Genomic DNA, 17141 nt, shown 5'->3' with positions numbered 1-17141 from the left:
TTAAGCCAATAAGATCCCCGGTCGAGACCGGGGATTTTTTTATATGCCTTTCAAGGCATCACGAAGCCGCTGCCATTCTTCCTGCCGTCCCGGCAGTCCGAAACGCAAATCTTGCGGTCTCTCTTCAAATGCGCGCACCAGAATGCCATGTTCGCCAAGATAGCTGAAAATCTTGGCGGCATTTTCATGGCGGACCAGCCGGAAGAGATTGGTGCCACCTGATACCGTCAGGCCTGCAGCGTCCAGCACTTCATCCAGTCGTTCTGACTTTTGCCGAAGGTGCAGGCGCATATCCACCTGCCAATGTTTGTCGTTCAGTGCTTCCGTGGCAATGTGGAGCGCGGGACCGGAAATGGCCCAGGGACCGAGACGGCTTTCCAACAGGCCAGCGGTCTGCGGCGTTGTAACTGCAAAGCCAAGTCTTAAACCGGCCATGCCGTAAAACTTGCCGAATGAGCGTAACACAACAATACCCCCCTGATCGACATCACCGCACAAGCTTTCATAACCGTCGCCAGCGTCACCAAATGCTTCATCGACAATCAGCGTGCCATCTTTTTCCTTCAGTGCTGTGGCCAGCGCTAAAAGGTCCGACTTCGAGATGACGCGACCGGTCGGATTGTTTGGATTGACGACGATGGCGAGATCCGCCGTTGAAAGCGTCGCAAAGTCATCCGTCTCGATCACATCAAACCCATTCAATCGTGCAGCGCGGGCATGTTCGGCATAGGTAGGTGATAGAATAACGGCTTTTGGTTTCGCCGATTTTTTTGCCAGCTCAGAAACCAGCGGCAGCAAGATCTGCGTGCCCGGTGCCGCCGCAACGTGGGCAGCAGAGGTTGCCCCATAGGCGCGTGCCGCGCGTTCTCTAAGGACCTCTGCCAATGCCGGTTCTGGCAGACGTGAAAGAGCCTCCGCCGGAATGGGCGAATGTGGATAGGAAATTGGATTGATGCCGGTCGAAAGATCGATCCAGGGGTTTGGCGCCTGTGGAAACAGGCTACGGGCGCGGGCAAGATTTCCACCGTGCAGGATCACAGGCTCAATCTTTTCTGCTATTGGACTGTCCATGTTTTTCGCTCTCGCCTTCCTGTCGCTGCTGATCGAACGGTTCACCGGTTATCCGAACTGGCTTTTTGCCCGTATCGGGCACCCCGTGACATGGGTTGGTTCGTTTATTGCGCTCCTCGATAGAAAATGGAACCGGGAGAGTGACGATTTTGCAAAACGAAAAGTCATGGGTATGACGACGTTGATTGTTTTGCTGGTTGTGACCATTTTTCTGGCATCGCTGGTGCAGTCCGTTTTATTTCTTCTGCCCCTAGGCCTTTTGTTTGTGGCGATCGTTTGCGCTGCATTGCCTGCACAGAAAAGCCTTGAGCAGCATGTCGAGGCGGTTGCCGTCGCACTTGAAACCGAAGGGTTGGAAGGTGGTCGCAAAGCCGTGTCGATGATTGTCGGCCGGGACCCGGATCAGCTTGACGAAGCGGCCGTCTGCCGGGCAGCAATTGAAAGTCTGGCTGAAAATTTTTCCGATGGCATCGTTGCCCCCGCTTTCTGGATCGGCATGTTGGGTTTGCCCGGTGGCGCAGCCTATAAGGCTATCAACACAGCAGACAGCATGATCGGCCACCGCAACAAGCGTTATGAAGCCTTTGGCAAGGCATCAGCCAAGCTAGATGACCTGGTCAATCTGCCAGCCTCGCGTCTGACTGGTTATCTGTTCGTAGTCGCTGCCGTGTTCGTAAAGGATGCGTCTCCCAAGCGTGCGCTGAATGCCATCAAACGTGATGCGCATCATCATCGCTCTCCCAACGCTGGATGGCCGGAAGCGGCACTGGCCGGTGCTTTGGGCTACGCGCTTGCTGGCCCGCGTTCCTATGATGGCCAGATGATTGAGGCACGTTTTATGGGCAGAGGTGGACGTCGTGACTTGACGGCCGCCGACATTCGTCGCGCGTTGAAGCTGACACGGATCGCCGATGGATTGCTGATTGCGCTATTTGGTTGTCTGGTTCTTGTTATCGGGCGATAGCCAAAAGTCCGTCCAGATCGAGGTGGGCTTCCATATGGGCCGCCAATCGATCAAGGACTTCATCAATCTGCTGTTCGTAATTGAGTGTCGAACTGCTGCCACCTAACCGCACCAGCCACACGCCTCTTTGTCGATCATCGGCAAAAAGACCGTGTATGTAGGTGCCGAAAACACGCCCCGCCGGTGAAATCGCCCCTTCAATGTGATCATCGACAGATGAAAACGGTCGGTCGCAGTCTCTACCAGTGGTAACGCCGACGTGCATTTCATAGCCGGAGAATGAAGTGCCGTCGAAACTTGAACCGGCCACCGAGGCGAGGCGCTTATCGCCTGTCAAAACGGTGTCGACATCAAGCAGGCCCAAACCCTTGACCGTGGCTGGCGGTCCTTCAATGCCCTTCGGGTCGGCGATTGTGTTGCCCAGCATCTGATAGCCGCCACACAGGCCCAGCACATAACCGCCTCGTCTGACGTGAGCCTTGATATCGATATCAAGCCCGGACTTTTTCAGCACTTCCAGATCAGCAATTGTCGACTTTGATCCGCACAGGAGAACCAGCGCGCAATCGGCTGGAATGGTCTGTCCGGGTCTTACCCTGACCAGTTCGACAGTCTCTTCCATGTCGAGAGGATCAAGATCATCAAAATTGGAAATATGCGGCAGGATCGGCACTGCAATACGGATTTTTGCGCCGGGCTTTTGTGTGGCGGGCCCACTCAGGCCAAGCGCGTCTTCGGCCGGTAGCTGTTGCGCCTCGGCAAAGTGAGGCAGAAGGCCTATGCTGCGCCATCCGGTTTTGTCGGCAATGATGCGCATTCCATTGTCGAACAGTGTTGGATCGCCACGGAAACGGTTGACGATAAATCCCTCGATCATCGTGGCATCATCCAGGTCCAAAACCGTTTTGGTGCCAACCAGGCTGGCGATAACGCCCCCTCGGTCAATGTCGCCGATCAGAATGACAGGTGCATCGGCAGCACGGGCAAATCCCATATTGGCAATATCATTGGCGCGCAGATTGACCTCGGAAGCACTGCCGGCACCTTCGACCAGCACGAGATCAGCCTGTGATTTGAGACGTTCCAAACTCTCTAACACATGGGGCATCAGGCCTGCCTTCATATGTTGGTAATCGGCAGCCTTGGCATTGCCAATGACCTTTCCCTGCACCACCACCTGCGCACCGGTTTCGCTTTGCGGCTTCAACAGCACCGGGTTCATGTGAACAGATAGAGCAACGCCGGCAGCGCGCGCCTGTAGCGCTTGGGCGCGGCCAATTTCACCGCCGTCAGCGGTCACAGCAGCATTGTTGGACATGTTTTGAGGTTTGAATGGCAGCACCGACAAGCCACGTTTGACAAAGGCGCGGGCAAGGCCTGCGACCATAAGCGATTTGCCGACATCAGAGCCGGTGCCCTGAAACATCAGAACGCGTGCTGCCATGTGGTTTTATCCTAAAACTCGATACCGGCCTGGGCTTTGACGCCAGCCTTGAAGTGGTGCTTCACCAGTGTCATCTCAGTCACCATATCGGCAGCATCGATCAACGGCTGCTTGGCGTTCCGGCCGGTGACGACAACATGCAAATCGGGGCGACGGTTCTGCAATGTCTCGATCACGTCGTTGAGGTCGAGATATTCATAGCGGAGAGCAATGTTCAACTCGTCGAGGACAAGAAGTCCGATCGTTTTGTCTTCCATAAGCGTCTTTGCTTCCGCCCATGCCTTGGCAGCTGCGGCGACATCGCGTTTCAAATCCTGAGTGTCCCACGTGAAACCTTCGCCCATGGTGCGCCATTCGACGCGGTCTCCAAACAGCGTCAAGGCTTGTTGTTCACCGGTGGCCCAGGCGCCCTTTATGAACTGCACGACACCCACTCGGCGTCCATTGCCGAGCATGCGCAATGCCAGTCCGAAAGCGGCCGTGGATTTGCCTTTACCGGGTCCGGTGTTGACGATCAGCAACCCCTTTTCGACTGTTTTGCCCGCGACTTCAGCATCCTGGACGGCTTTGCGATTGACCATTTTTTGACGGTGACGCTCGGCCTCAGTTTCGGTAATCTCGCGGGTCATGGCGGTATCCCTGTCATTGCTATGTCTAAAAAACGCTTATCTGCTATTTGTGAAGCGGCGACTATAGCCAATTTGCCTCACCCGGCAATGCTGGCGGCACGTGGGCTTTGCATTGACCGCGACAGCGGTTGCGCCTAAGTGTAAACCACTGACGGTCTTTTTCCGGCAACGGGAGAAGCTAAGAGGGAACACGGTTCCGCCCCGATTTGACGGGCCAGTCCGTGGCTGCCCCCGCAACTGTAAGCGGTCAGCCCACGCCGAAACGCCACTGGACATATGTTCGGGAAGGCGGCGACACGGGCGCCATAAGCCGCAAGCCAGGAGACCTGCCGTTTCAGGAAAATACGTCTGTCGGGCGGGGTGCTCCGGTCAGTCGAACCGATCGAATATTTGGCTCTCATCGCGATGAATTGCCGTTTTCGATAACCGCACCCCATGATTTTTTTTGAAGGCGCGGAAAGCGAATACGAATTTGGATATTACGGCAACATCGTCCTGCCCTGACGGTAAAACGCAAGACGGCACCGCTGATGGTGTCGTTGTGTTTGTGTGCCGAAACTGTCGCAGCGAGGACGATCCGAATGCCGATCCCCGTCCCGGCGCGCTTTTGTCATCTGCCACTATCGCGAAGGCCCAGGCAGTTGGCATCGAGGTACGTAGCGTCAATTGTCTTGCCAATTGCAAACGTGGTTTGAGCGCCAGTATTCGCAGTGCTGATGGCTGGTCCTATATTTTTGGCGGCCTTGCACAAGACGATGCTGACGACCTGCTGATCGGCGCGCAATTGCTTGCCAGTGCGCCGGACGGTCTTATGCCTTGGCGCGGACGTCCCGACAGTTTGAAACGCGGCATGATTGCCCGTATTCCACCATTTGATTACACAGAGGAAAAATCATGAGCAATTCGCTGGACCGTGTCCCCTGCACCATCGTCACCGGTTTTCTCGGTGCTGGAAAAACCACGCTTTTGCGTGGTCTCCTGGAAAAACTGGAAGGCAAGCGTCTTGCGATTATCGTCAATGAGTTTGGCGATGTTGGCATTGATGGCGAAATCCTCAAGGGCTGCGGTATCGAAAGCTGCCCGGAAGAAAATATCGTTGAACTGGCAAATGGCTGCATTTGCTGCACGGTTGCCGATGATTTCCAGCCAGCGATCGAGCAGATCCTCAGCCGTCAGCCGAAGGTGGAGCATATTTTGATCGAAACCTCCGGCCTTGCCCTGCCGAAGCCTCTGGTGCAGGCGTTCCAGTGGCCGGCAATAAAAAGCCGCGTCACGGTGGATGCTGTTATCGCCGTTGCCGATGGTGCTGCACTTGCAGAAGGCATGGTGTCGCATGATCTGGATGCTCTTGCCGCCCAGCGTGCCAATGACGAGGCGCTTGACCATGACGATCCGGTCGAAGAAGTGTTCGAAGACCAGATTGCCTGCGCTGACCTTATCGTACTGACCAAGGGTGATCTGCTGGATGCTGAAGGTCTGGAACGCGCTAAGGCGCATATTGGCGAACATCTGCCCAAGGCTGCAAAGATCGTTGTTGCGTCCAATGGCGCCATCGATCCCGCTGTCCTGATCGGTCTTGGTCTCGCGGTGGAAGACGACATTGAAAATCGTCATACCCATCACGATGAGGAAGAAGACCACGATCACGACGAGTTCGACAGCTTTGTTGTGGAATTGTCGGCGGTAAGTGACCCGGAAGCTCTGGCGTCCCGTATCGCTGAAACAGCCGCTGCGGAAAACGTGCTGCGCATCAAGGGATTTGTCGAGGTTTCCGCCAAGCCTATGCGCCTACAGGTGCAGGCAGTAGGTTCGCGCGTCAATCATTACTTTGACCGCCCTTGGGCAGCAGGCGAAACCCGCCGCAGCCGTCTGGTGGTTATTGGTGAAAAGGGTATCGATCGCGCAAAAATCGAAAAGATGCTTGCGGCCTGATCCATGCATATTCTCGCCACCACATCTTCGTCTCTCGACGACCTGATCGAGCCGGTTGATCTCAACCAGCCACAGGCGGATGTGGTGGTGTTGTCTTTTTCGAGCAGCGATCTGGCAGGTCTGGAGCGTGGTTGGAAGCAGACATGTACGGACTCCCTCTCGCTCGTCTCTGCCAACCTGTCCGAACTTCGCCATCCCATGTCTGTCGATCTTTGGATTGAGAAGACGGCGGAAAAGGCGAAACTGATCCTTATCCGGATTCTCGGCGGTGCAGATCGCTGGCGTTACGGTGTCGATCAGCTTGGTTTGACGGCGCGCCGCCGAGGCATAAACCTTGTATTGTTGCCCGGTGAATGCAGTGAACGGGACGAAAAGCTGGAAGCGGCGTCCACCGTTGACGCTTCTACTCTTTCGGCAATCCTGTCATTTTTTCGCGAAGGCGGAACTGTCAATATGGTGCGGCTTTCGACCGGTCTAACGGCTCTTGCCAAGGGTCAAGCATGGCCTGAGATCGTACCAGACCCGTTGCCAAGGGGTGGATTCTATCGGCCCGGTGAGGGGTTTGTCGATCTTGAGCGAGCATTGGATGGCTTTGCTGCCGATGCACCTGTCTTGCCAATGTTGTTTTACCGCTCGATGTTGCTGGCGGCGGATGTAGCTCCCGTCGATGCGCTGTTTGCGGCTTTGGAACGACGTGGGTTTGCGCCATTGCCGATTTTCGTCAGCGGCCTGAAGGACGCTGAAGCAATTCGGTTTCTGGAGGAAAAGCTGCCGCTGTTCGAACCCGCAGCAATCATCGCTGCGACTGCTTTTGCAAGCCACACCGACGATGCTGGCAATACGCTGTTCGACCGATTGGGCGTTCCGGTTTTTCAGGTCATCATGGCGACAACACGTCATGATGGTTGGGTCGACAATATGCGCGGTCTCAACCCGTCTGATCTTGCCATGCATGTGGTGCTGCCAGAGTTGGACGGGCGCATTCTGGCTGGGGCCATCTCATTCAAGCAGCTTGATCCGCAGGGTGGGCAAGGGTTGGTAAACGTCGCCGAAGTTGAACGTGTCGAGCAGGTTGCTGCACGCGTAGAAGCTTTTCTTCGGCTCAAGAGTGCCAAACCATCCGATCGACGCCTCCTCATTCTGATGCCGGACTATCCCGGTGCTGCACCGGGCCGAACTGGATATGCTGTTGGTCTGGACGTGCCACAGAGCGTGCTGGAGATGATGCATGACCTGCGTGATGCGGGTTATGGTGTTGAAAACATCCCTGACACCGCACGCGGTTTGCTGGATCGTATTGAAGGCGAAACGGCTGATCTTTCGCGGGCTGATTATGCCGCCTTCTGCGCATCCCTTCCCTCGTCTGCCCGTCAGGCCTTACAAGACACCTGGGGTGACGCGGCACTGGATGATGCCGTTACTGATGGTCATTTCCATTTTAGAGCAGCGCATTTCGGCGCCGTGACGGTTGCACTTGCTCCTGATCGCGGGCGCAACGAAGACCGGCGTGTTGATTATCACGATCCTGCCTTGCCACCGCGTCATGCATTGGTGGCTTTTGGTGCCTGGATGCGTGAAAAGCTTAACGCACATGCTGTGATCCATGTGGGTGCCCATGGCACTCTTGAATGGTTGCCGGGTAAGACCGTTGCGCTGTCGCAAGCCTGTTTTCCTGAAATCGTTACCGGACCGCTGCCGGTCATCTATCCGTTTATCGTTTCCAATCCGGGTGAAGCTGCCGTCGCCAAACGGCGTATTGCTGCCGTAACCATCGGGCATATTCCGCCTGCACTCGTGGATGCCGGACTTTCACCGGATCAGGCGGCGCTGGAGCAGCTTGTTGATGAATATGCACAGGCGGATGGGCTTGACCGCCGCCGCCGCGATAGACTGGCCACACTGATCGTTGAAAAGGCCCGCGATACGGGCCTGGCGGCTGATGCCGGCGTGGACTTGGGTGATGATGCCGATACCGCGCTGTCGCGCATTGATGCTTTTCTCTGCGATCTCAAGGATTTTGCCATCAAGGATGGCCAGCATGTGTTTGGGCGCGCGGTGGATGGCGAACAGGACCCGCTGAGAACTCAAAGTGCAACCGCAGAAAAAGCTGCTTTGTTGGCAGCGCTTGACGGCCAGCACATAGTTCCCGGTCCATCAGGTGCTCCTGCGCGTGGCAGGCTGGATGTGTTGCCGACCGGGCGCAATCTTTACGCTGCCGATCCGCGCACCATGCCCACACCAACAGCGTTTGAACTGGGCCGGATGGCGGGCGAAGAGGTGTTGCGGCACTATCTACAAAGCAACGGTGATTGGCCAAAACATCTGGTTTTCGACCTCTGGGGATCGGCCTCCTTACGCAATGGTGGCGAGGATGTCGGGCAAGCTCTGCATCTGATGGGGGCAAGGCCGATCTATGATCCTGCAACTGGCCGGGTGACTGGCATCGAAGTTTTGCCACCGGCTGCGCTTGGACGTCCCAGAGTGGATGTCACCTTCCGCATTTCCGGCCTGTTCCGCGACATGTTTCCAGCTCTGATTGCGCTGCTGGATGCTGCTGCCAAGGCGATTGCGCAGCGTGAAGAAGCGCCCGGCGATAATCCACTGGCTGAGGAAGCGGTCACTCTGGGTCGTATTCCCTCGCGTATCTTCGGTTCTGCACCCGGTACTTATGGAGCGGGGATTGAAGAGAAGCTGGCAAATGGCCGCTGGGATGAGCGCGATGAATTGGGGCAAATCTATCTGGATGCTGCAAGCCACGCCTTTGGCGGTGCCGACGGATTGCATGTGTCTGCGGATACTGGCTTTGCTGGTCAGGTGCAAAAGGCTGAATTTCTGATCCATACTGGTGATGATCCTGGACGCGATCTTCTCGATGGTTCATCGGATGTCGCCTTTATTGGTGGTTTTGCGGCTGCCAAGGCGGCACTTGGTCAAGCCGCAGATGTCGTGGCACTGGACACCACTGATCCGGCTCGCCCAAGGGCAAGATCCATCGCCCAAGCTTTGACCCGTGTGGTGCGGGCTCGCGCAGTCAATCCACGGTTCATCGCAGGACAAATGCGGCATGGTCCGCGTGGTGCTGCCGAATTTGCCGAAACGGTTGATCGACTGATTGGTTTTGCTGAAACCACTCATGTCGTTCCGTCATCGCTGATCGAGGCGCTTTATGATGCCTATTTTGGCGATGAGGCGGTTCGGGATTTTATTCTGCAAGAAAATCCGCAGGCTGCAGAAGTAATGGCGCAGCGCTTTATCTCTGCCCGCCGCCGAAATCTCTGGCACAGCCGTCGTAACGCCGTGGACGCTGAGCTGGAAATGCTGCTCACATCCCGACAGATGCGGGTTGCGACATGAGTGCATTACCGCTTTCCGACGTCCAGCCATTTTCGCGTCGCGGAGTTTGTCCGGCACTGTCTGCACCGATGCAGACCGGTGACGGGCTGCTGTCTCGGGTGGCCTTTACCGGTTATGTGTCTCCGCAGGATTTTGTCACACTTTGCGCATTGGCCACTCGGCATGGCAATGGTCTCGTTGATATCACCGCACGTGGCGGGCTTCAGTTTCGGGGTCTGACAGCACAAAGTGCGACTGGGTTGGAGCGAGATGTTTTGCAGCTTGGCTTGCCTATTCGCCAAGGCCTGGCTGTTGAAACGTCGCCGCTGGCTGGTATCGACCGAACCGCGATTGCGGACACACGAAACATCGTACGCCGGATTCGTTTATCGGCTGAAAAGCTTGGTCTTCACGACAGGCTGGCGGCAAAGATGTCGGTTATCGTGGACGGTGGTGGCCATGTCAGTCTCAGTGATCTGCTGGCCGACATTCGTCTGCGGGCCGTGACACTGAGTGGCGAGATATTCTGGCAACTAACGCTGGGTGATTCGGAAAATAAGGCTTTGAGGGCCGGTTTGCTGCGCCAGGAACACGCTGCTTCTGTGGTCATTGATCTGCTTTTGCACCTTGCGACAATCGGGCCAGATGCGCGTGGACGGGATTTGGATCTCGCTACCGTACGTATGGTCTGCGGCGAACGGTTGCTGGACCGAGATATTGATGATGCTTCCAGATGCGTCGGAGATTTGCCTTACGGTCTGATGCCGTTGGGTGATGGTTTCTTTGCCGTCGGGCTCGCACCGGCATTCGGGCAAGTCTCGGCCGACGTTCTGGCATCGCTCTTTCAACAGGCAACCATTCTGGGGTTGGCAAATGTCATGCCCGGGCCGTCACATTCACTGATATTTTGTGGCCGCGAAGCGGATTGCCGAGAGTTGCTTGCCTATGCTGCCACGGCTGGTTTTGTGACGATGGCAAGAGATCCCCGATCTGCCATCGCCGTCTGTCCGGGCGCTCCAGCTTGTGGTTCAGCCTTTATGCCGACCCATGCGCTTGCAGACCATGCAGCTGCTGAATGTGGCTCCATACTGGACGGATCATTTACCCTGCATATATCAGGCTGCGCCAAGGGATGTGCACATCCCTCACCAGCGCTTTTGGCTTTTCACGGCCGTGCTGAAGGTCTGGCTTTTGGGTTTTCAGCGCTTGTCGGAGACCCACCAACTGCTGTTCTGCCCATTGGTGCGCAAAAGGCTGCGCTTTCGCGGCTTGCTCAGCTTTACGAAAAAGAACATAAGCCCGGAGAAAACGCGCGTACATTTTTTTCCCGTTTGGGAAGCGAAACCGTCAGCGCGCTGCTCCGACAGGATAATTGATGACCGACTACGATTACATCCGCGATGGTAATGCCATCTACGAACGCTCATTCGCCATTATCCGCGAGGAGGCCGATCTTTCTGCGTTCACAGTTGATGAAGCCGACATTGCGATCCGTATGATCCATGCTTGCGGACAGGTCGAAGCCGCGCAGCACTTCCGTTTCTCCAAAGACTTTGTTGTTGCGGCGCGTGGTGCATTGCAGGCCGGCAAACCTGTTTTGTGTGACGCTGAGATGGTGGCGCGGGGCGTTACCCACGCACGTCTTCCGGCCAATAACGAAGTGATCTGCACCTTGCGTGATCCGCGCACGCCTGAGCTGGCAAAACAGATTGGCAATACCCGGTCGGCAGCAGCGCTTGATCTGTGGGCAGATAAGCTTGATGGCGCGCTTGTGGCCATTGGCAACGCGCCAACCGCGCTGTTCTATCTGCTTGAAATGCTGGAGAAGGGCGGAGTGCGTCCGGCCGCCATTATCGGCATGCCGGTTGGTTTTGTCGGAGCCGCGGAATCGAAAGATGCTTTGGAGGACAGCCCGCTCGGCATTCCCTACGCCATAGTCAAGGGACGCTTGGGTGGCTCGGCCATGACTGCTGCTGCGGTTAATGCCATCGCGAGGGCGGGTCTGTGAGTGCTGCTCTTCTTGAAAATGTCAAAGGCAAGCTGATTGGTGTTGGCACCGGCCCGGGTGATCCTGAGCTTCTGACCTTGAAAGCCGTTCGCGCCATTGAAACCGCCGATGTGCTTGCGTTCTTCTGCAAAAAAGGCAGTACCGGCAATGGTCGCGGTATAGTCGAGGCTTTCATTCGGCCAGGCACCATCGAGATGCCGCTGGTTTACCCGGTAACGGTGGAAAGCGACAAAAACGGCGAGGATTATCGCGGTGCAATAGCCGGATTCTTTGACCAGTCCGCCAAGGATATTGCCGTTCATCTGGATCAGGGACGCAATGTCGCGGTGCTGTCAGAGGGCGACCCGCTGTTTTATGGTTCCTATATGCATCTGCATTTGCGACTTGCGCCATCGTATCAGGCGGAAGTGGTGGCGGGTATCACGGCCATGTCTGGTTGCTGGTCTATGGCCGGTTTGCCGCTGGTGCAGGGCGACGATATCTTGAGTGTTCTTCCAGGTACGCTTTCAGAAGAAATTCTGGCCGAACGACTGTCTGGCACTGACGGTGCTGTTATCATGAAGGTCGGACGTAACCTGCCCAAAATTCGCAAGGCACTGGAAAAGGCTGGCAAGCTGGAAAGCGCGCTTTATGTCGAGCGTGGCACGATGGCTAACAGTGCGGCCATTCCGATGCGCGAGCGGGACAGTTCTCCTGCTCCCTATTTTTCGCTTGTTCTGGTTCCTGGCTGGAAGGACCGTCCATGAGCGGCCGTCTTACCGTTGTTGGACTCGGTCCAGGCAATCTCGAGCAGATAACACCGCAAGCTCTGGCAGCTGTGGAAGCGGCAGACGATTTTTTCGGCTATATTCCCTATCTCGACCGCCTGTCCTTGCGGCCGGATCAGCGTCGCCATGCCTCTGACAATCGCGAGGAAATCTCCCGCGCCGAAGCCGCGCTGACGCTCGCTGCGGCGGGTGGCAATGTCTGCGTGGTATCTGGTGGTGATCCCGGCGTTTTCGCTATGGCTGCGGCGGTCTGTGAGGCCATTGAAAATGGTCCTGACGAATGGCGTGATATTGAATTCTCAGTCGTGCCGGGTGTAACGGCCATGCTGGCGGTTGCGGCTAAGGCTGGTGCCCCTCTTGGGCATGACTTTTGCGCAATATCGCTCTCGGACAATCTAAAGCCGTGGGCGCTGATTGAAAAGCGCCTGATCGCGGCCGCCAGTGCCGGTTTCGTTATTGCGTTTTATAATCCGGTCAGCAAGGCACGCCCGCATCAGTTGGCTACGGCATTTGACGTTCTGCGAGCCCATCTGCCGGGCACGGTGCCGATTATTTTCGGCCGTGCAGCAGGGCGTGTTGACGAACGTATCCGTGTTGTGCCGCTGTCGGAAGCGGCAAGCGATATGGCCGACATGGCAACCTGCATTATCGTCGGTACCGAAGAAACCCGGCTTATCATGCGCGATGGCAAAGAACCGATTGTTTATTCACAACGGTTTTCCAAAAGGGAAAACTGATGCTGAATGGCGGTGAGCGCAGCTTCGATATTAGGCACCGTCGCAGGGCAGGGATGCGGCGGGCGTTCGATCATCACCACCTCAATACCAAGCTGACGCGCCGCTTCGATCTTGCCATATGCCGCCGCTCCACCGGAATTTTTGGACACGATGATGTCGATCCGGTTATCGCGCAGCATGGTAATCTCGTCTTCCAGTACAAAGGGTCCGCGTGCCGTCATGTAACGGGCATGGGGCACCGCAAGCGCTGGTTCAACGGGATCGACACTGCGGATCAGGTAGTTATGTTGGGGCGCGGCCTCAAATGGCAAAAGCTCCTGGCGACCAAGCGCGAGGAAAGCATTCTTGCTACTGGAACCCACTGCGCAGACTGCCTCTTTAACATCGGCAACGGCTTGCCAGTGGTCACCCACCTGCCTTTGCCATACCGCCCGTTCCAGCGCAATCAGCGGCACTTGCGCCTGTTGCGCAGCATGAACGGCATTGGCAGAGATCCGTGCGGCGTAGGGATGCGTCGCATCAACCAGCAGATCAAACGCATTTTCCATGATAAAGGAAGCAAGGCCATCTGCTCCGCCGAAACCGCCACTGCGCACTGGAACCGGCTGTTTGACAGGCTCGCGGGTGCGTCCTGCCATAGAGAGCAATATCCGGTAGCCGGATTCCTCCGCCAGTTTGCCCGAGAGAATACGGGCATCTGCGGTACCGCCAAGAATAAGAATGGAACGTGTCATGGCTTCTGAATATGCCGGAATTGGACAGGCTTCCACCGAAAAGGGACAAACGCCTTGGCTTTCGATCGTCGGTATTGGCGAAGACGGGCTGCACGGCATCAGTCAGAATGCCCGCCTTGCCATTGAGGAAGCAGAATTTGTGTTTGGTGGCAAAAGACATCTTGCGCTTGCTGCCGACGCCGTCAAGGGCGAAGCGAAATCCTGGCCGGTGCCCTTTGATGCGGCAATGGCTGAGGTCTTGGCTTTGCGTGGGCGGAAGGTCTGCGTGTTGGCCTCTGGCGATCCGTTCTTTTACGGGGTCGGCGTCACGCTTTTGCGGCATGTGGCGGCAGAGGAAACCGTCTCTTATCCCGCGCCATCGGCCTTTTCACTTGCCGCATCAAAGCTCGGCTGGGCTCTGCAGGAGGCTGAATGTTTGTCCTTGCATGGTCGTTCGATTGACCTCATCCGTCCGTATTTGCAGCCGGGTGCAAAACTCATAGTTTTGACATCTGATGACAAGGCACCTGCCCTGGTGGCGGAGCTTTTGACGGAGGCTGGTTTCGGCACTTCGGAATTGACAGTGCTCGAAGCCTTGGGTGGTTCACGTGAAACACGAAGGCAAACAAGGGCCTCTGCATTTTCATTCACTGATGTTGATCCCCTGAATGTGCTGGCGGTGGACGTGGTTGCGCATAAAACAGCGCGTGTCTTGCCGTTCGCGAGCGGTCTCGACGACACGTTGTTTGAACATGACGGGCAGATCACCAAACGGGAAATCCGTGCGGTAACTTTGTCATCGCTCGCTCCCCGTTATGGCGAAGTTTTGTGGGATATAGGTGCTGGTTCCGGCTCCATTGGGATTGAATGGATGCTGTCGCACCCGTCTCTCAGGGCCATCGGCATCGAGCAGAATCCGGAGCGGGCAGAACGCGCTGTTCGCAATGCCGAAAACTTTGGTGTGCCCGGGCTGGAAGTGGTCATAGGTACTGCACCTGATGCTTTTGAGGGTTTGCCGGTGCCGGATGCCATCTTTATCGGCGGTGGCGGCAGTGAAGCCGGTGTGCTGGATGGCGCAATTAAAGCGTTGAAGTCAGGTGGTCGATTGGTCGCTAATGCTGTGACGTTGGAAATGGAGGCCGTGTTGCTGGCCGCTCAAGCTCGGCTTGGCGGTTCACTGATCCGGCTGGAAGTGTCGCGTGCTGCACCGGTTGGTGGCATGCAAGGCTGGCGTCCGGCCATGCCGGTCACCCAATGGTCCTGGGTAAAACCGGGAGAAACGGCGTGATTGTTGCGGGCATTGGATGCCGCAAGGGTGTCAGCGTTGAAGCGGTCATGGCGGCGTTGGATGAGGCGGCCAGGCAGCATAAGGTCAATATCGACTTTATCGCCACGGCACCGTTAAAGGCTGATGAGCCGGCTTTGTTGGAGGCCGCAACCATACGCAACATGGCCTTTGTTGTCGTGGCGCAGGCAGATTTTGAACAGGCGGCGAGCCGCACCCTCACCCGCTCGGCAGTGAGCGAAGCGCATTCCGGTTCCCCAAGCCTCAGCGAGGCCTCGGCCCTTGCGGCATTGGGACCAGGTTCAAGACTTATCGCGCCGCGTATGGTGATCAATGAGATTACGGTGGCAATTGCCACGTCAGGAGATCAGGAATGACAGTTCATTTTATTGGCGCCGGTCCGGGCGCTGCAGACCTTATTACAGTGCGCGGGCGTGATCTGATCGCCGCCTGCCCGGTCTGCCTTTATGCGGGATCACTGGTGCCGAAGGCGTTGCTGGATTATTGCCCGCCCGGCGCACGTATTGTTGATACGGCGGCCTTGTCGCTGGATGAAATCGAAGCGGAATATGCTGCGGCTGCCCGTGAAGGCAAGGACGTGGCGCGTCTGCATTCGGGCGACCTTTCAGTCTGGAGTGCAATGGGTGAACAAATCCGCCGGCTTGAACGTCTTGAGCTGGATTATACGGTAACGCCTGGCGTGCCCTCCTTTGCAGCAGCAGCGGCCACCTTAAAGCGGGAACTGACCGTGCCGGAGGTGGCGCAAAGCCTTGTGTTGACCCGTGTGTCGGGTCGCGCCTCCAAAATGCCGGAGACGGAAAACCTTAGGGCGTTTGGTGCGACAGGGGCAACACTTGCCATTCATCTTGCCATTCACGCCATTGCCAAGGTGGTTGAAGAGTTGACACCGCTTTATGGCGGTGATTGCCCAGTTGCCATCGTGGTGCGTGCCTCTTGGCCAGAGGAGCGGATTATTCGTGGAACGCTTGGGGACATCGAGGCAAAACTTGCTGAGGAACCGGTTGAGCGTACCGCATTGATCTTTGTCGGCAAGGGCCTTGCTTCGGAGGATTTCCGTGAAAGCGCGCTTTACAGCACAGATTATGTCCGCAGGTTCCGTTCACCCAAGGGGAATGCGGACGCGTGAACCGAGCAGGCGAAGCCACTTTGGCCCTTGAGTGTGCCAAGGCGGTCAAAAACGAGGATTTCCAGCGACATATCGGGATGCTTCAGCGCCGCCGCAGCGGTGACCCACGCTTTTTTGGCCACCACGGCACCCAGATCAATACCGTTGGTTTCTGCCATTTCAAACGCATGGGCAACCGTATTAGCGGAAATTATCTGGTCGATAAGCACCGCCTCGGCACCGGCCTCGCTGGCCAAAGCCGCAAGCGCTTCAAGGTCGGCAAGGCCACGTTTGGAGTGCACATCCAGCATGCCCTGCGCCAGCTTGGTCATCTTGGCAACGCCGCCGGCAATAGTCACTTTCTCAACGGGATGGCTGCGCAGATATTTCAGCATACCGCCAATAAAATCGCCCATATCGATCAGTGCGATTTCATCCAGCCCGTAAAAAGCCTGTCCGGCTTTTTCAGAACTGTTACCGGTGGCACCGAGGACATGGGTCAGACCGGCCGCTCGCGCCACATCGATGCCGCGCCAGATGGAGTGTATCCATGCCGAGCAGGAAAAGGGAATAACCACACCGGTGGTGCCGAGAATGGAAATGCCGCCCACAATGCCAAGTCTGCCATTCAGGGTTCTCTCGGCAATTTTTGCGCCGTCCTGAACGGAAATCTCGACTTCAAAATCGGCGTTGGCACCGGCGACTTCATGAATCGCGGTTTCCATCATCTTGCGGGGAACCGGGTTTATAGCCGGCTCTCCAACCGGCAACGGCAGACCGGGACGGGTCACGACGCCGACGCCCTGCCCTGCCCTGAAAACAATTCCGCTTCCGGGTTTTCCCCGCCTGACAGTGCTTTCAATCAGCGCCCCATGGGTGACATCAGGATCGTCACCCGCATCCTTGATAACCCCGGCTCGGGCGTAATCTGTGCCCATTTCATGGGTGGCAAGCGAAAAGCCGGGTCTGGCACCGCTTGGAAGTTCCACCTCGACAGGGTATGGAAAATCGCCGGTCAACAGGGCGGCGCAGGCAGCTTTCGTCGCTGCGGTTGCGCAAGTGCCCGTGGTCCAGCCGCGGCGAAGGTTTTTTCCATCCGTTTCCATGCCCATTCCTATAACCGGTGGCGGCT

Annotated in this window: 16 protein-coding genes and 1 riboswitch; of the genes, 11 read left to right on the top strand and 5 right to left on the bottom strand. The window is 56.7% G+C overall.

The genetic code is table 11. From position 1 onward, the window contains the following. Positions 1-39: 39 nt before the first annotated feature. Positions 40-1071, bottom strand: coding sequence for a threonine-phosphate decarboxylase CobD (cobD, locus tag IB237_RS20495; RefSeq protein ID WP_192490571.1), 1032 nt, complete (start codon positions 1069-1071; stop codon positions 40-42). On the opposite strand from cobD, the gene cbiB reads away from it, so the two are divergent. After that, a complete protein-coding gene (cbiB, locus tag IB237_RS20490; protein WP_192490570.1) occupies positions 1070-2035 on the top strand; it encodes an adenosylcobinamide-phosphate synthase CbiB in 966 nt (321 codons plus the stop codon). The genes cobD and cbiB overlap by 2 nt on opposite strands. On the opposite strand, the gene IB237_RS20485 is transcribed toward cbiB, so the two are convergent. Next, positions 2022-3479, bottom strand: a complete 1458-nt coding sequence (locus tag IB237_RS20485; protein WP_192490569.1) for a cobyric acid synthase — start codon at positions 3477-3479, stop codon at positions 2022-2024. The genes cbiB and IB237_RS20485 overlap by 14 nt on opposite strands. Positions 3480-3490: 11 nt before the next feature. After that, positions 3491-4108 carry a cob(I)yrinic acid a,c-diamide adenosyltransferase gene (cobO, locus tag IB237_RS20480; protein WP_192490568.1) on the bottom strand — a complete coding sequence of 206 codons (618 nt, stop codon included), beginning with the start codon at positions 4106-4108 and terminating at the stop codon, positions 3491-3493. A gap of 135 nt (positions 4109-4243) precedes the next feature. Then, positions 4244-4457, top strand: a riboswitch (cobalamin riboswitch). Positions 4458-4580: 123 nt separating this feature from the next. Between cobO and IB237_RS20475 the strand changes: the two genes are divergently transcribed. The 7 genes from IB237_RS20475 to IB237_RS20445 are packed head-to-tail and all read left to right on the top strand — an operon-like array spanning position 4581 to position 12885. Continuing rightward, positions 4581-5006: a DUF1636 family protein gene (locus tag IB237_RS20475; RefSeq protein WP_192490567.1), complete on the top strand. Its 426-nt coding sequence runs from the start codon at positions 4581-4583 to the stop codon at positions 5004-5006. Next, positions 5003-6040: a cobalamin biosynthesis protein CobW gene (cobW, locus tag IB237_RS20470; protein ID WP_192490566.1), complete on the top strand. Its 1038-nt coding sequence runs from the start codon at positions 5003-5005 to the stop codon at positions 6038-6040. Before IB237_RS20475 ends, cobW begins: the two co-directional genes overlap by 4 nt. A 3-nt stretch (positions 6041-6043) precedes the next feature. Further along, positions 6044-9394 (top strand): cobaltochelatase subunit CobN, encoded by a 3351-nt coding sequence (cobN, locus tag IB237_RS20465; protein ID WP_192490565.1) that lies wholly within the window; start codon positions 6044-6046, stop codon positions 9392-9394. Next, positions 9391-10749, top strand: coding sequence for a precorrin-3B synthase (gene cobG / locus IB237_RS20460; RefSeq protein WP_192490564.1), 1359 nt, complete (start codon positions 9391-9393; stop codon positions 10747-10749). The genes cobN and cobG overlap by 4 nt, the downstream gene beginning before the upstream one ends. Next, entirely contained in the window at positions 10749-11381 is a 633-nt protein-coding gene (locus IB237_RS20455) for a precorrin-8X methylmutase (RefSeq protein ID WP_192490563.1), read from the top strand. Before cobG ends, IB237_RS20455 begins: the two co-directional genes overlap by 1 nt. Beyond that, positions 11378-12127 carry a precorrin-2 C(20)-methyltransferase gene (locus tag IB237_RS20450; protein WP_192490562.1) on the top strand — a complete coding sequence of 250 codons (750 nt, stop codon included), beginning with the start codon at positions 11378-11380 and terminating at the stop codon, positions 12125-12127. Before IB237_RS20455 ends, IB237_RS20450 begins: the two co-directional genes overlap by 4 nt. Then, positions 12124-12885 (top strand): precorrin-3B C(17)-methyltransferase, encoded by a 762-nt coding sequence (locus tag IB237_RS20445; protein ID WP_192490561.1) that lies wholly within the window; start codon positions 12124-12126, stop codon positions 12883-12885. The genes IB237_RS20450 and IB237_RS20445 overlap by 4 nt, the downstream gene beginning before the upstream one ends. Here IB237_RS20445 and IB237_RS20440 read toward each other — a convergent pair. Continuing rightward, a complete protein-coding gene (locus tag IB237_RS20440; RefSeq protein WP_192490560.1) occupies positions 12852-13619 on the bottom strand; it encodes a cobalt-precorrin-6A reductase in 768 nt (255 codons plus the stop codon). The genes IB237_RS20445 and IB237_RS20440 overlap by 34 nt on opposite strands. Here IB237_RS20440 and cbiE point away from each other — a divergent pair. The 3 genes from cbiE to cobM are packed head-to-tail and all read left to right on the top strand — an operon-like array spanning position 13618 to position 16030. Beyond that, a complete protein-coding gene (gene cbiE, locus IB237_RS20435; protein WP_192490559.1) occupies positions 13618-14886 on the top strand; it encodes a precorrin-6y C5,15-methyltransferase (decarboxylating) subunit CbiE in 1269 nt (422 codons plus the stop codon). The two genes, IB237_RS20440 and cbiE, sit on opposite strands and share 2 nt — an antisense overlap. After that, a complete protein-coding gene (locus IB237_RS20430) occupies positions 14883-15260 on the top strand; it encodes a cobalamin biosynthesis protein (RefSeq protein ID WP_371815369.1) in 378 nt (125 codons plus the stop codon). The genes cbiE and IB237_RS20430 overlap by 4 nt, the downstream gene beginning before the upstream one ends. Further along, a complete protein-coding gene (gene cobM / locus IB237_RS20425; protein WP_192490557.1) occupies positions 15257-16030 on the top strand; it encodes a precorrin-4 C(11)-methyltransferase in 774 nt (257 codons plus the stop codon). The genes IB237_RS20430 and cobM overlap by 4 nt, the downstream gene beginning before the upstream one ends. On the opposite strand, the gene IB237_RS20420 is transcribed toward cobM, so the two are convergent. Continuing rightward, positions 15985-17115 carry a cobalt-precorrin-5B (C(1))-methyltransferase gene (locus IB237_RS20420; RefSeq protein WP_192490556.1) on the bottom strand — a complete coding sequence of 377 codons (1131 nt, stop codon included), beginning with the start codon at positions 17113-17115 and terminating at the stop codon, positions 15985-15987. The genes cobM and IB237_RS20420 overlap by 46 nt on opposite strands. Positions 17116-17141 lie beyond the last annotated feature (26 nt).

The organism is Agrobacterium sp. AGB01 (genome assembly GCF_014851585.1).
Lineage (GTDB): Bacteria > Pseudomonadota > Alphaproteobacteria > Rhizobiales > Rhizobiaceae > Agrobacterium.
The sequence above is the reverse complement of the archived record's forward strand: the minus strand, read 5'-3'. Positions and strand labels throughout refer to the sequence as shown.